Here is a 14703-nt window from a genome sequence, read left to right as displayed (position 1 = left end):
GCGCGAGGGCCGGGTCGAGCTGCTCATTGGTCCGGCGGCCGGCGGCTGGAGCCCCGAGCACGAAACGCTCAGCCGGGCCCGCAACGTGCTGGCGATTTCCGTCAGCGACACCGGTATCGGCATTCCGCCGGACAAGCAACAGATCATCTTCGAGGCGTTCCAGCAGGCCGATGGCAGCACCAGCCGCAAGTACGGCGGCACGGGCTTGGGGCTGGCGATCAGCCGTGAGATTGCCCGTTTGCTGGGAGGCGAAATCCGCTTGATCAGCGCTCCCGGCGCCGGCAGCACATTCACGATGTACCTCCCGCAGGTCTACGCGCCGCAAAAGCTAGCGCGCAAGCCGGCGAGCCTTCCGGCTGAAGCGCAAGCTTTGCCCGCGACGGCCGTCGAAGCCGCGCCCGAGCCGTTTGTCGAAGCGACCTCGGTCGCCGACGAGGTGGGCGACGATCGCGATAAGATTCAGACCGGCGATCGGGTGATGTTGATCGTGGACAACGACGAAGGGTTCTCGCGAATCCTCTTGGATTTGGCGCGGGAAAAGGGCTTCAAGGGCTTGGTGACATCGTCGGGCGCCGCCGCTCCCGCACTGGCGCGCGAGTACAAGCCCGACGCGATCACGCTCGACATCCGTCTGCCCGATATCAGCGGCTATCGCGTGCTCGACCGGATGAAGAACGATCCCGCCATGCGGCACATTCCGGTTTACATCATCTCGACCGATGAAGAGGGGGCGAGTTGCCTGCAAATGGGGGCGATGGGCGTTCTGGCCAAGCCGATCAAGACCAAGGAGGCCTTGGACCAGGCCTTCGACAAAATTAAAACGTTCGTCGATCATTCCAACCGACAGCTTCTTTTCGTGGCGCCTCAATCCGCCGAACGGCAAGCGGTGCTCGATCTGGTCGCCAGCGACGATACGGAAACGACCGTGACCGAATCGGTCGATGAGGCGCTTGAACTCCTAAGGCGGCGGCGCTTCGATTGTGTCGTGTTGCAACCGGTCGCGCTGGACGAAGGCATCTTGAAATTCGCCGAGCAAGCCGGTGCGATGTGGCCCGACGCGACCGTTCCCGTCGTCATCTATTCACCTCGGGAGCTGCCGCCGGAACTCGACGTGCAGTTGAAGCGGCTGATGCAAGGGATGGTGGTCAAGCGGGTCGCGTCACCGGCCGAGTTGCTCGACCGAACATCGCTCCACTTGCACCGGCCCGTGGCAAAAATGCCTGAACCGCACCGTATCATGCTCGACGATCTGCATCCGAACAGCGCCGTGCTCGCGAACAAGAAGGTGCTGGTCGTCGACGACGACATCCGCAATATCTTCGCCATCACCAGCGTGCTCGAACGCCATCAAATGGCGATCGAATCGGCGGAGACGGGACGGGCGGCGATTGAAATCCTGCAATCCACCCCGGACATCGACATCGTGCTCATGGACATCATGATGCCCGAAATGGACGGCTTGGATACGATGCGGGCCATTCGGCGATTGCCGCAATTCAAGAACTTGCCAATCGTGGCTGTCACCGCGAAGGCCATGAAGGGAGATCGGGAGAAGTGCATCGAGGCCGGGGCCTGGGATTATCTTTCCAAGCCCATCGATTCCGAGCAGATGATGCGCGTGCTGCGCGCATGGCTCTGCCGCTGACGCTAACTGATGAATGCTGAATGAAAGCGGACGACCGTATCAATATCCTGGTGGTCGACGACGTGCCCGAGAAGCTCATCGCCATCGAGGCGATTCTCGAGGACCTGGGGCAGAACATCGTCAGCGTCGGTTCCGGACGCGAGGCCTTGCGCCGCTTGCTGTATCAAGACTTCGCGCTGATCCTGCTCGACGTGAACATGCCGGAGATGGACGGCTTCGAGACCGCGGCCATGATCCGGCAGCGGAAAAAATCGGAGCACACGCCGATCATCTTCATCACCGGCTTCAGCGATGAAACGCACGTCTCGCGCGGCTATTCGCTGGGAGCGGTCGACTACATTCTGACCCCGGTGGTGCCCGAGGTCCTGCGGGCCAAGGTCGCGGTGTTCGTCGATCTTTATAGGAAGACGGAGCTGGTGAAGCGGCAGGCGGAGCAGCAAGTGGCCATCGCGCACGAGCAAGCCGCCCGCGCCGCGGCCGAAGCGGCGACCAAGCGATCCGCGTTTTTGGCCGACGCCAGCACGATCCTCGCCACTTCGCTCGATTATGACGCGACGCTCGCCCACTCCGCGCGATTGCCTATTCCATCGCTGGCGGACATCAGTGTACTGCGGATGGCGGGCGCGAACCGAACGAATCCGGCACAGGTGGCGTGCGCCGACGACCAGATCGAGGCGGCGCTGCATTCCGCGAGCGCCTGCCCCTTCGGTTCCGTTCTCGACGCCTGTTCGCGGCACGTCATGCAAACCGGGAAAACCGAACGCTTGGCGCCATCGTTTCTTGGCGAGTCACCGGCGGGCGGACCGGACGCGGGCAACGGAGCGGCTCCAGCGCCGAGGATCGCGGCTGCGCTCGTGCTGCCGCTGATCGCGCGCGGAAAGGTTCTGGGCACTCTGTCGCTGGCGCGGACCCGCGAAGGAAGCGTTTATGCGCCGCTCGACGTCTCTCTGGCCGAGGATCTGGCCGGGCGGATCGCGATCGCGATCGACAATGCGAATCTGTTTCGCGAGGTCCAAGAGGGAGATCGCCGCAAAGACGAGTTTCTCGCGACGCTTAGCCACGAGCTACGCAACCCGATTGCAGCCATCTCGAACGCCTTGCAGTGCCTGGAGGTCGGCGCCGATTCGCAGGCGCTCGTCGACGAGGCGCGGTCCATTTTGAAGCGGCAAGTGCAGCATGTCATTCGCCTTGTCGATGATCTGCTCGACGTCTCGCGGATCACGCGCGGCAAGATCCGCCTTCGCGCGGAAACGGTCGAGTTGAAATCGATGATCGACCGGGCCGTGAGCGGTGTGCGCCCCTTGGTCGCTGCGCGTGGCCACGACCTCTCCGTCTCGCTGCCGGAGACCGCGGTTTATCTCAAGGGCGACCCGACGCGGTTGGAGCAGGTGGTCGGCAATTTGCTGCACAACGCCGCCAAATACACCGACCCCGGAGGCCGGATCGAAATGGCCGCCGAATTGGAAGGTGAGCAAGTGGCGATTCGGGTGAAAGACACCGGGGCCGGAATCTCCGCGGACCTGCTGCCGAAGATTTTCGATCTCTTCGCGCAAGGAGACCGGACGCTCGATCATTCGCAGGGAGGACTCGGCATCGGGCTGACTTTGGTGCGGAACCTGGTGACGCTGCACGGCGGCGAGGTTTCCGCGGCCAGCCGAGGGCCCGGGCAGGGGAGCGAGTTTGTCGTGCGCTTGCCGGTCGTCGTGCCTGTGGACAAAGAGGATGCACCGGCCGATTCTGCGCCCGCGAACGGCGCCGCCACGAACGGGCATGGCCGCCGCGTCGTGTTGGTCGACGACAATGTCGACCTGGGCACGATGACGGCCGTCTTGCTTCGCTCGCTAGGGCACGACGTGCATCTTTGCCACGATGGGCCCGCGGCGCTGCGCGCGGTCGATGCCGTTCAGCCGGAAGTCATGCTCATCGACATCGGGTTGCCCGGAATGTCCGGCCATGAAGTCGCCCGGGCAATTCGCCAACGGCCGGGGAGCGACGAACTATTGCTCGTCGCCATGACCGGCTACGGCCAAGCGGAAGACCGCCGCCGCTCGCTCGATGCCGGCTTCGACGTACACTTGGTCAAGCCCGTCGGGCTGCGAGCCCTCGAGGAACTTCTCCGCGCCTCGCAGCCGGCCGCGGGGGCAACTTGACGAACGAAAAGTGAGTTTCGAATGAGGATGTTGCTTGGAGCGACGCTCGTTGGCGCTTGCCTGGCCGCGGGCGGCGCGGCGGTGGCCGATAGTGATTCCGGTAAAGCCGATCTTCAAAAGGCCACGGCCGATCACTTGGCCGCTTTCGAGTATCCCGGCGCTCAGCGATTCGAGCAACACAATCAGGGAACGATTTGTCAATTCGTCCTCGCCACTCCGGACGAATTGACCAAAGTGGACGACTGGTATCGCCGCGAGCTGGCGATCGATCGGGCGAGCGGCAACGGCGTGGCCGACGTGCCGTGGCCCGCGACAGGCAAAGTTTCTGGCACGCGCGGCCAAGAGCAGCAGAGTGCCTTTCAGGATGGAATTCGTCCCGGCAAAGAGGGTTCCAAGGAAGCCACCGTGCGGCCGATCTCGACGCGCGCGTATGTCGTCAAGAACCCCGATTACACCCTCGTCGTCACGCTCAATCGCCTGGCGGCTGACAACCAAACCTTGATCTCGCTCGTATTCTTGCCGGATGCCGGCGGCTGACCGCGATCCACCATCGACTCGGGGCCGGGAAACCAGTGGTACGCTGGCGAAGCTGGGAGCGCCACTGGCCAGTCCGCCGCGGCGGAACGGGATGTGGCACTGGCCAGCAACGTCGGCCAGTGCCGGCTTGCCGACCGACGTTACTCGCCATCGTGGAATCCAAACGCGCTAATAACCTTGCGGCTGTCGTTCCGTCGAACTCGTGTTAGAATGAAACCACCCTTGAATCCCAGAGGAGATTCCTGATGTTTCGGCACTCGTTGCTCCGCATAGTTGCCGTCGTCGTCCTCGCGTCGGAAATGGGCGCGGGGCCAAAGGACGACCTCCAATCCGCGATCAAGCAGCTCGCCGACAGCGCCAACTACAGTTGGTCGTCGACCGTCGACGGAGGCTTTGCCGGCCGAAAGATCGAGGGGCGGATTGAGAAGGACGGTCCGGTCAGCTTGACGATCAATTACGGCGATGATGCGTACGGCTTGATCATTATAGGCGACAAGGCCGCCGCCAAAGGGGCCGCCGGCTGGGCTTCCACCGCCGACCTGGAGCGGAGCGCCGACGAAGAGGGAGACGCTTTCGGACCCGAGCGATTTCTTCTGTCGACGATCCGAAACTTCAAGAGCCCCGCTGAGCAGGCCAAAGACCTTTGCGACAGGCTCGAGGCCGTGCAGAAATCCGGCGACGAATACTCCGCGGATCTCAGTCCCGACGCGGCCAAGCAACTGCTGCTCAACTTTCGGCGTCGCGCCGACAATCCCGACCCCTTAAAGATTGAAGTCAAGAACCCCAACGGCTCGCTGAAGTGCTGGATTAGCGACGGGCGTCTTACCAAGATGCAAGTTCACGTGCAAGGCACGCTCAGCTCCAACGGCAAGGACCGCACCACCGACCGCACGACCACGACGGAAATCAAATCCGTCGGCTCGACCAAGATCGAGGTGCCGGATGAGGCTAGGGCGAAGCTGTAGGAGCCTGTCCGCGAGTTATGATGCGGCCCAATCTAATGACTCCGTTTCATTTGGTTTTCCGAGTGGGGTTGATCGTAGTTGGAGCTGGGAAGGTTGCAGTTGTGAAATGGTGAAGTTCAATCCGTTTGCGACTGGAGACAAACATGGCTGGCATTTTTCTGCTCCAAGACGACGGCCAACTCGTCGAGATGAACGAACAGGCATATATCACCGAGGACCACCTGCAAGATTTGCTTGCCAAATACCCCAACCTCCTCGTCGGCGATCAGATCGCGCCGACCTCGCCTCGTCGCTGGCTCCTAGTAAAGCGGGAAATGGGCATCCCCGATGAGGAAGGCGGTTCAGGCCGCTGGTCGCTCGACCATCTTTTTCTGGACCAGGACGGGATTCCCACCTTGGTCGAAGTCAAGCGGAGCAACGACACTCGTATTCGGCGTGAAGTCGTTGGGCAGATGCTCGACTATGCTGCCAACGCCGTTGTCTATTGGCCTGTTGAGCAGATCCGTGCCGAGTTCAAGACTCGTTGTGTGTCCAATGGTCATAGCGCCGAGCAAGTGATCCAGGAGTTCATTCGGCCGGACGGAGACGAAGAAGCGTTTTGGCAGAAGACCAAGACGAATCTGCAAGCCGGTCGCATTCGGATGATATTCGTGGCGGACATCATTCCTGAAGAACTGCGACGGATCGTTGAGTTCCTGAACAAACAAATGGACCCAGCCGTGGTTTTGGCCATTGAAGTCCGCCAGTTCGTGGGCAAGGGCATGAGGACGTTGGTGCCTCGCCTGTTCGGCCAGACAACCGAGGCGGAAATCAAGAAGCCGTTGGGTCATCATGTATGGGACGAGGCATCATTCCTTAAGCAACTTCGAGAGAAGAAAGGCGATCGGCAAGTTGAAATCGCGCAAAGGATTCTTTCCTGGTTGAGGAAAAATGGCGGCGAGGCTCGGTGGGGAACCGGCGGCAAGACGGCGACATTCACTGCCGACTTCGATCACGGCGGCGCAAGAACCAGTCCGTTTGCGTTCTATTCTTGGGGAAGCATCGTCGTGAACTTCGGTCACTTAATGAGCCGCCCACCATTTGACGCGGACGCCATTCGCGACGAGTTTAGGAATCGCCTTCAGCGAGCGCATGGCTTGATCCTGAAGAACATCACGGCCTACCCCGAGTTTCCGTCCGAAGTTCTCGCCAATGAGGCAGGGCTGAGTGCCTTCTTTGACGCGATGACTTGGGCCGTGTCTGAGATCAAGCGGGCCCCACGGCGCTAGCTTGAGTTGATGTTTGGTCTCTCCAACCTCATTTCCATTGTTTTTCCCGGCCCGCGGTTGACGCCATCTGACGCATTCGAACTAGTCGAAACGGTCGTTCTCCGGTAGCGCGACGTCTGGAACGGCGGCAAGATACTTCTCGAAATTAGCGCGGCGACCGGCTGCGGCTTCATGGCGCTGGCGATTCATCGTCAGGATTACCGCCAGCTCGTCTTTGGCGGCGCTGGAGAGAAACTGGCTCACCGCGTAGCCTTCCTTGACGGCAAGGCCATTGCCCGCGCGCCGAACTGAAAGCCACGCCACGGCGTCAAGCGTTTCGTTGGCGTCGATCCGTTGGAGTTCAGGCTTCAGGCTGCCGCCGGCAGGCTAAAGCCTGTACTCCAACGACGTTTGGCCCCTGACCGTTTTCAAAGTGGCAATCGACGGCTTCGCGGATATTTAGCCGCAGTTCGTCCATCGTGTCCGGCGCGGTGAAGATCGACTCGCCGAGGGCGCGGGCAGTAAATCCCCCTTCGGCAGCGTCTTCGATGAGAAAGATGATCTCGTTCATGGTCTAGAATTGTTGGGGCATAGCTGGCCGCTGTGATTTCAAGGGGCGCATCAATTCTTGTTCGTCTAGTCGCGAGAATCAAGCTCGAAAACGGGGCGAAATCCATCTCACGCACCGCGTTTGTCACTTTGCTTGATTTGAGTCGCGTCGTTCGGTCTGCGCTCCCGGTTTGACAGGTACTTCGGTTCGCAAGCGAACCGGCTAACGATTGACTTTTGGCGTGGCCATCCCGCCGCGAGCGGCGTGGCGAAATTGCGGACTACGACCGCCAAGGGCTTCCTGCCTACTGCCTCCTGCCGACATCGGCCGCTCCCACTACACCGGCGCGGTCTTGGCATACGAGCCGAGGATGACTAGCCGCACGCAGCGGCGTTGTAGCGCTTCGATCGCGCGCACTAGCTTCGGTTCGTGCTGGTGCCCTTCGACCTCGACGAAAAAGAGGTAGCCCCCTTCGGGCCGGGCGATTGGAAACGATTCGATCCAAGTCAGGTTTCGGCGGTTGCGCTTGAAGATGGCCAAGGCGTCGGCCAGGGAGCCGGGCTTGTGCTCGATCTCGAACATGATCGCCGTCTTGTCGCTGCCGGTTCGCTGCCCGGAGTGATTCCCGATCACGGCGAATCGAGTCAGATTGCCGGCATTGTCCTCGATGTTCTCGGCCAACACATTCAAGCCGAAATGCACGCCAGCCTGGACGCTGGCGATCGCGGCGGCGCCCGGTTTGTCTTGGGCTATTTGCGCGGCCGTGGAGGTGCTCGTGACTTCGACGGTTCGGGCGGTCGGCAGATGTTTCGCGAGCCAGTTGCGGCACTGCGAGAGGGCCTGGGGCTTGCTGTAAACCTCCTGCACGTCGGCTCGGGCGCAGCGGCCAAGCAGATGATGATGGATGTGCAATTGCACTTCGCCGCAAATCTTGGCCGGCAGCCGTGTGAACATGTCGAGCGTGTCGGTGATTCGCCCGTCGGTCGAGTTCTCGATCGGCACGAGGCCATAGTTCGCATGCCCGCGATTGACTTCCTCGAACACCGCGGCGATCGTTCCGACGGGCACCAGCTCGACGGCCTGTCCAAATCGCTGGATGGCGGCCAGATGCGTGTAGCTATAGGCCGGGCCGAGATATGCCACGCGAAGTTTCTTTTCCAAAGCCCGCGATCCGCTGATCAACTCGCGAAAGACCGATCGCAAGCTGCAATCCGGAAGCGGTCCCTTGTTGAACGTCAGCACCCGCGCGATGACTTCCTCTTCGCGCGCCGGGTCGTAGGCGTCTTGGCCGACCGAATCCTTGATGTGGCCGATGCGATTGGCCAGCTTGGCGCGCTGGTTCATGAACAGCACTAACTGCCGATCAATCCGATCGATCTTGTTTCGCAGTCCGGCCACAGTCGGAGCTTTCGACAATCCCTTGGCTCCTTTTTCGGAAGGTTTCACCTTTGCCATGATGGATCGTTTGATTGCCTTACGGCCCCGGAGTTTGGGGCGAGAGAAGAGGGATAGAGGCGTGTGATATGGAGCGCGAACCGGCGAATCCCCTTGTAATGCCGCCAGATACGACTGTCAAGCGCGGGGAAGACCTAGTTGGATGGCGTATGGGAACTCAAGTTATGGCCGTCCGCAAGAAGCGCAGGCATGGGCTGGCTCTTGCATCGGCACCGTCTAGTTATTCAACTCTACGAGCGCCGTACAACCGGCGTCGTAGCTGCAACGGGTGGACGGCAATTCTGCCATCAATCGGCGCTTGGATCGCGTCGTGTGTCAAAATGGCAGGAAGTTCGTGCCGCTCTAACGATAGTCGCCGCGATCAGTTGCCGAGTCGCTATTGTAACGCCTTGCAAGGTCAGGGCTTATCTCAGGAAGGCATCGCGGTCTATTGGCGGCATGACCTTTGCTTAAAAAGCGGTTGGCCGGATCCAGCGGCCGGCTTTGGGAGTGCGCGCTGGCCCTTTCATCTGCGAATTAACATCGAACTTGGCCAACATCGGCCCTGGTTTCGAAATAACAAACCTTATCGAATCGGCGGCAAGCCGATCGAATTTCCGAAACGCTCAAAGGAGATAGAAATGGTTCAAGGCGAAAAGATCATCGGCATCGACTTGGGGACCACGAACTCGGTGGTGGCGGTCATGGAAGGCAAAGAGTCCAAGGTGATCCCGAACCAAGAAGGGAACCGGCTCACGCCCAGCGTCGTGGCCTTCACCGATAAAGGGGACGTCCTGGTCGGCGATTTGGCCCGCCGGCAGGCGGTCACTAATCCCAAGCGGACCATTTCCTCGATCAAGCGTTTCATGGGCCGGCGTCATGGCGAGGTGACCAGTGAGGAGAAGATCGTCCCTTATCAAGTGACGGGTGGCGCGAACGACTACGTCAAAGTCCACGTCGGCGACAAGGATCTCACGCCCCCGGAAATCTCGGCAAAGATCCTTCGCAAGCTGAAGGAAGCGGCCGAAGCGTATCTCGGGCACAAGGTGAACAAGGCCGTGATCACCGTACCTGCCTACTTCAACGATGCCCAGCGGCAGGCCACCAAGGACGCCGGCGAGATCGCCGGGCTCGAGGTCGCCCGAATCATCAACGAGCCGACCGCGGCCGCGCTCGCCTATGGCCTCGACAAGAAAGAGCACGAGAAGATCGTCGTGTTCGACTTGGGGGGCGGAACATTCGACGTTTCTGTACTGGAAGTGGCCGAAGGCGTCTTCCGCGTGATCAGCACGAATGGCGACACGCACCTCGGCGGCGACGATTTCGACCACGTGCTGATCGACCACGTGGCCGACGAGTTCAAGAAGGAAAACGGAATTGATCTCCGCAAGGATACGATGGCCTTGCAGCGGCTCCAAGAGGCCTGCGAAAAGGCCAAGAAGGAACTCAGCTCGGCCAGCTCGACCGACATCAACCTGCCGTTTATCACGGCCGACGCCAGCGGCCCGAAGCATTTGCAAATGAACGTCACCCGCTCGAAGTTCGAGCAGTTAGTCGATCACTTAATCGAGCGCTGCCGCGGCCCGGTCAATCAAGCGCTGAAAGACGCCAAGCTCCAGCCGAAAGACATCGACGAAGTCGTGCTCGTCGGCGGTTCGACGAGGATGCCCAAGGTGCAGGAACTTGTCAAGCAGATGTTCGGCAAGGACCCGCACAAGGGAGTGAATCCCGACGAGGTCGTGGCCGTAGGGGCGGCGATTCAAGGGGGCGTGTTGGCGGGCGAGGTGCAAGATGTGCTGCTCCTTGACGTCACTCCGCTTTCGCTCGGAATCGAGACCGAAGGGGGCATTTTCACGAAGCTCGTCGAGCGCAACACGACCGTGCCGACCGAGCGGAAGCAAGTCTTCAGCACGGCGGCCGATAGTCAAATGGCCGTGACCGTGAGCGTGTTCCAAGGCGAACGGCCAATGGCCCGCGATAACCGTTTGCTCGGCCAATTCAATCTGGAAGGGATTCCGCCGGCCCCGCGCGGCATTCCGCAGATCGAGGTGAAGTTCGACATCGACGCGAACGGAATCCTCAATGTCTCCGCGAAAGACCTTGGTACGGGGAAGGAACAGACCGTGCGGATCGAGCAATCGAGCGGTCTGACGCCGGAAGAAATCGAACGTCGCCGCAAGGAGGCCGAAGAGCATGCCGCCGAAGACCAGCGGAAACGAAACCTGGCGGAACTGCGCAACAAGGCCGACTCGATGTGCTTCCAGCTTGAAAAGCTGATGAAGGAGCATAAGGACAAGATTTCCGACGCCGATCGGGGACCGCTCGAAGCCGCGATCAAGAAGGTCCGGGAAGTGGCCACGAGCGACAATCCCGACGCGATCAAGTCGGCCGTCGATGAGCTGGAGCAAGCCTCGCACGCCTTTAGTAAGACGCTCTACGAAGCGGGCGCCCGCGCCGCCGGCCCAACTCCTGGCGCTGGCCCCACCGGTAGCGACGGCGCAGGCAAAACGGGCAAACCGGAAGAAGAGGCGATCGACGCGGAGTTCGAGGTTAAAGAATGAGAACAACGGAATGAGAACAGGAGATCGCAGAGGAAACGAAGATCTGAATTCGTTGTTTGTCTGCTGCGTTTGCTCCGGTTCGTTTCGTCGTATCGCGTAAATCGATTTCATGGCATTTCGCTTCGACAAATTCACGATCAAGGCCCAAGAGGCGGTGCAGCGAGCGCAACAGTTCGCCGCCGATTGTGGCAATCCGCAGATCGATCCGCTGCATCTCTTGGGCGCGCTATTGGCCGAAGGAGAAGGAGCGGTCCGCCCGATTCTCGACAAGATCGGAGTGAATCGCGACCAACTCAATCGGATTGTCGAAGCTGAGCTGAACCACTTCCCCAAGATTTCCGGTGGGGCTTCGCCGCAGCCCGCGCCGGATTTGGGGCAAGTGTTCGAGGCCGCCCAGCGCGAGGCGGACGGGATGAAAGACGAGTTCGTCTCGACGGAGCATCTACTGTTGGCATTGGCGAAAGTCGAATCGAAAGCCAAGAAGGTACTCAAGCTCAACGCGGTCGGCGAGAAGGAATTGCTCCAGGCTTTGCGGAGCATTCGCGGCTCGGCGCGCGTGACCGATCAAAGCCCCGAGGAAAAGTTTCAGGCCCTGAAGCGCTACGGGATCGACCTGGTCGAGCGGGCCAACCAGGGAAAGCTCGATCCGGTGATCGGCCGCGATCAGGAAATCCGCCGCGTGATCCAAGTCCTCTCGCGTCGACGTAAGAACAATCCGGTGCTCATCGGCGAGCCGGGAGTCGGCAAGACGGCCATTGCCGAAGGTCTGGCCCTGCGGATCGTCCAGGGAGACGTGCCGCAAAGCCTGAAAAACAAGCGGGTGGTCGCGCTCGACATGGGCGCTCTGATCGCCGGCACCAAGTATCGGGGCGAGTTCGAGGACCGGCTCAAGGCGGTGCTTCGCGAAGTCGAGGCGGCCAGCGGCAACATCATCCTCTTCATCGACGAACTTCACACGGTGATCGGCGCCGGCGCGGCCGAAGGGGCCAGCGACGCGGCCAATCTGCTCAAACCGGCCCTGGCCCGCGGCGACCTGCATTGCATCGGTGCCACGACGCTTGACGAATATCGCAAGCACATCGAAAAGGACGCCGCGCTGGAACGGCGCTTCCAGCCGATCTATGTGAACGAACCGTCGGTTGAAGATACGATCGCGATCCTCCGCGGCTTGAAGGCCCGCTACGAAGCGCACCATCGCGGCGTGAAGATCAAGGATTCGGCGCTGGTCGCGGCTGCGAAGCTCTCGCATCGCTACATCACCGACCGCTTTCTTCCCGACAAGGCCATCGATCTGGTGGACGAGTCCGCCAGCCGCCTGGCGATGGAGCTGGAGAGCGTGCCCTCCGAGATCGACGAAGTCCAGCGACGGTTAGTTCAGCTCGAGCTGGCCGCCCGGCAGTTGGCCGACGAAACAGAGGAGCACGCCCGCGACCGGTTGAGCGAAATCGAAAACGGGATGAAATCGTTGCGCCACAAGTTGGCCAGCCTTCGCGAGCAGTGGGAAGCGGAAAAAGCCGGGATGGGGAACGTGCAAGACTTGAAGACACAGCTCGATCAAGTCGATCGCGGTTATTCTCACAAAGAGGTCGAAATAAAGGAGCTACAATCGCGCGGCCAGCCGGTCGATGAGCGGCTCTATCACGAGCTATACCAACTCGACACCCAGCGCAAGCAGCTTCAGAGAAAGATCGACGCCACTGAGTCCGCCGAAAAGGAACCACTGCGCGGCCCGGCCGCGGAACAGGCTTCCAAAGGCCGGCGGCTGCTACGGCAAGAGGTCGGCCCCGAGGAGATTGCCGAGGTCGTCAGCGCCTGGACCGGCATTCCGCTTACCCGGCTCATAGAAACTGAGCGGGCGAAGCTGCTGGTGCTTGAAGAACGGCTGCACCAGCGGGTCGTCGGTCAGGACGAGGCCGTCGAGGCGGTCGCCAATGCCGTCCGCCGCAGCCGCTCCGGCCTGCAAGACCCGCACCGGCCGATCGGCGCGTTCATCTTTTTGGGTCCGACGGGCGTCGGCAAGACGGAACTTTGCAAAGCCCTGGCCGAAGTGCTCTTCGACACCGAGCGGGCGATCATCCGGCTCGATATGAGCGAGTTCATGGAGCGTCACACGGTGAGCCGCTTGATCGGCGCGCCGCCCGGCTACGTTGGCTATGAGGAAGGAGGCCGGCTCACCGAAGCGGTCCGCCGCCGGCCCTATTCGGTCGTGCTCTTGGACGAAATCGAAAAAGCCCATCGCGATGTGTTCAATATCCTATTGCAGGTGCTCGACGACGGCCGGCTTTCCGACAACCACGGCCACACTGTCGATTTCACGAACACAATCATCGTGATGACCTCGAACATCGGCAGCCAAATGATCCAAGAGATCACGCGCGAGGGAGGGAGCGAGGAAGAGGTCCGCACGGCGATCAAAGAGGCCCTGCAGGAGCGCTTTCTGCCGGAATTCTTGAATCGCGTTGACGAAACGATCATTTTCCGGCCGCTCAAGGAAAAGCAGATTCGTTTGATCGTCGAGATTCAGATCGACCGGCTCACGCAGCAATTACAACAGGCGGGCCTGGCGCTGGACGTGACCGAAGCGGCGCTGGACGAGATTGCCCGCCGTGGCTACGACCCGACGTTTGGCGCTCGCCCGTTGAAGCGGATCATTCAGCAGCAGGTGCAAAACCCATTGGCGACGGAGATTCTCAAAGGAAGTTTTCCGGAAGGGAGCCTGGTGCGAATCGACTTCCGCGACGGAGAATTCACCTTCGAGCACGAAGAGCAGCACGAGACCGTGCCGACGTGAACCGCGGCTTCGGCCGAGGGGCACGCTATCGGGCTTGCAAGCCCAGATGCTCGATGATCAGTTCGGCGCCGGGGGTCATCTTGCGGAGCTTCTCCGCGATGACCGACTTTTCCGATATGGTGGCCTTCTTCAGCCGCTGCTTGAAGTGCTCCATCTTCTTGCGGCGATGGCGGCGCCGCTTGATCTCTTGCTTGCGATCGCTGATTCCACCCACGGTTGGCAACTCCCTCGTTCGTCGAAACAGATCCGCACCCGCGAGGCCCTTTTGTAGCAGTCCCAGCCCCGGCCGTCAATTGGGACGAAGCTTTGAAGAAGTAGGCAGTTGGCAGTCGGCAAGGACGCGCAAGCGGCCTTCGCCTGCCTCCTGCCGACTGCAAAGCTATCCGCCGAGCACGTCGTTGAGCACTTCCTCGGACACATAAATCGGCAGTGGCGGGTCGCACGTGACCGCCACGGCGATGGCGTCCGACGGGCGGGCATCGACGTCGACCAATTCCCCCTCGTGCCGAATCCGCAGCACGGCGTAGTACGTGTGGTCCTTGAGTTCGCTGATCACGACGTCCTGAAACTCGCCACCCAGACGCTCCACCGCGCTGACCAAGAGATCGTGCGTCAGCGGCCGCGGCGATTGATATTGCTTCACACGTCGATCGATGCTGGTCGCCTCGAAAATGCCGATCAGGATCGGGAACGTGCGATCCCCGTCGACTTCCTTCAGATATATGACCTGTTGGTCGTTGATCTCGCTGATGATGATCCGCGACAACTCCATCTGCACGGGCATGGCCGAATCCTTTATTCTGCACTGGCGGACCGACCGCCG

12 protein-coding genes are annotated in these 14703 nt (G+C 60.9%); 7 read left to right on the top strand and 5 right to left on the bottom strand.

What is annotated here, in order from left to right:
* The 5 genes from VGY55_09495 to VGY55_09475 form a co-directional block, all read left to right on the top strand.
* Positions 1-1645: response regulator (locus VGY55_09495; GenBank protein ID HEV2970212.1), on the top strand; the 1645-nt coding region annotated here is incomplete at its 5' end.
* Positions 1646-1665: 20 nt separating this feature from the next.
* The gene (locus VGY55_09490; GenBank protein HEV2970211.1) at positions 1666-3795 is read left to right on the top strand and encodes a response regulator; all 2130 of its coding nucleotides are present in this window, start codon (positions 1666-1668) and stop codon (positions 3793-3795) included.
* Between the two features lie 21 nt (positions 3796-3816).
* Positions 3817-4332 carry a hypothetical protein gene (locus tag VGY55_09485; GenBank protein HEV2970210.1) on the top strand — a complete coding sequence of 172 codons (516 nt, stop codon included), beginning with the start codon at positions 3817-3819 and terminating at the stop codon, positions 4330-4332.
* A gap of 245 nt (positions 4333-4577) precedes the next feature.
* Positions 4578-5297: a hypothetical protein gene (locus VGY55_09480; GenBank protein HEV2970209.1), complete on the top strand. Its 720-nt coding sequence runs from the start codon at positions 4578-4580 to the stop codon at positions 5295-5297.
* A 314-nt stretch (positions 5298-5611) separates the two neighbouring features.
* On the top strand, positions 5612-6565 hold the full coding sequence (locus VGY55_09475; protein ID HEV2970208.1) for a hypothetical protein: 954 nt from the start codon (positions 5612-5614) through the stop codon (positions 6563-6565).
* A gap of 81 nt (positions 6566-6646) precedes the next feature.
* Here VGY55_09475 and VGY55_09470 read toward each other — a convergent pair whose 3' ends face one another.
* The 3 genes from VGY55_09470 to pheA form a co-directional block, all read right to left on the bottom strand.
* Positions 6647-6868, bottom strand: a complete 222-nt coding sequence (locus VGY55_09470; protein ID HEV2970207.1) for a hypothetical protein — start codon at positions 6866-6868, stop codon at positions 6647-6649.
* Between the two features lie 37 nt (positions 6869-6905).
* A complete protein-coding gene (locus VGY55_09465; GenBank protein HEV2970206.1) occupies positions 6906-7115 on the bottom strand; it encodes a hypothetical protein in 210 nt (69 codons plus the stop codon).
* 315 nt (positions 7116-7430) lie between these two features.
* Entirely contained in the window at positions 7431-8549 is a 1119-nt protein-coding gene (gene pheA, locus VGY55_09460; GenBank protein HEV2970205.1) for a prephenate dehydratase, read from the bottom strand.
* Between the two features lie 620 nt (positions 8550-9169).
* On the opposite strand from pheA, the gene dnaK reads away from it, so the two are divergent.
* Both dnaK and clpB read left to right on the top strand, forming a co-directional pair.
* Positions 9170-11089, top strand: a complete 1920-nt coding sequence (dnaK, locus tag VGY55_09455) for a molecular chaperone DnaK (GenBank protein HEV2970204.1) — start codon at positions 9170-9172, stop codon at positions 11087-11089.
* Between the two features lie 109 nt (positions 11090-11198).
* Entirely contained in the window at positions 11199-13880 is a 2682-nt protein-coding gene (gene clpB / locus VGY55_09450; protein HEV2970203.1) for an ATP-dependent chaperone ClpB, read from the top strand.
* A 25-nt stretch (positions 13881-13905) separates the two neighbouring features.
* Here the strand turns inward: clpB and VGY55_09445 are convergent, their stop codons facing one another.
* The gene (locus tag VGY55_09445) at positions 13906-14094 is read right to left on the bottom strand and encodes a DUF6800 family protein (GenBank protein HEV2970202.1); all 189 of its coding nucleotides are present in this window, start codon (positions 14092-14094) and stop codon (positions 13906-13908) included.
* Positions 14095-14259: 165 nt separating this feature from the next.
* Positions 14260-14664 (bottom strand): bifunctional nuclease family protein, encoded by a 405-nt coding sequence (locus tag VGY55_09440; protein ID HEV2970201.1) that lies wholly within the window; start codon positions 14662-14664, stop codon positions 14260-14262.
* Positions 14665-14703: the final 39 nt, after the last annotated feature.

Source organism: Pirellulales bacterium (assembly GCA_035939775.1).
GTDB lineage: Bacteria > Planctomycetota > Planctomycetia > Pirellulales > DATAWG01 > DASZFO01.
The sequence above is the reverse complement of the archived record's forward strand: the minus strand, read 5'-3'. Positions and strand labels throughout refer to the sequence as shown.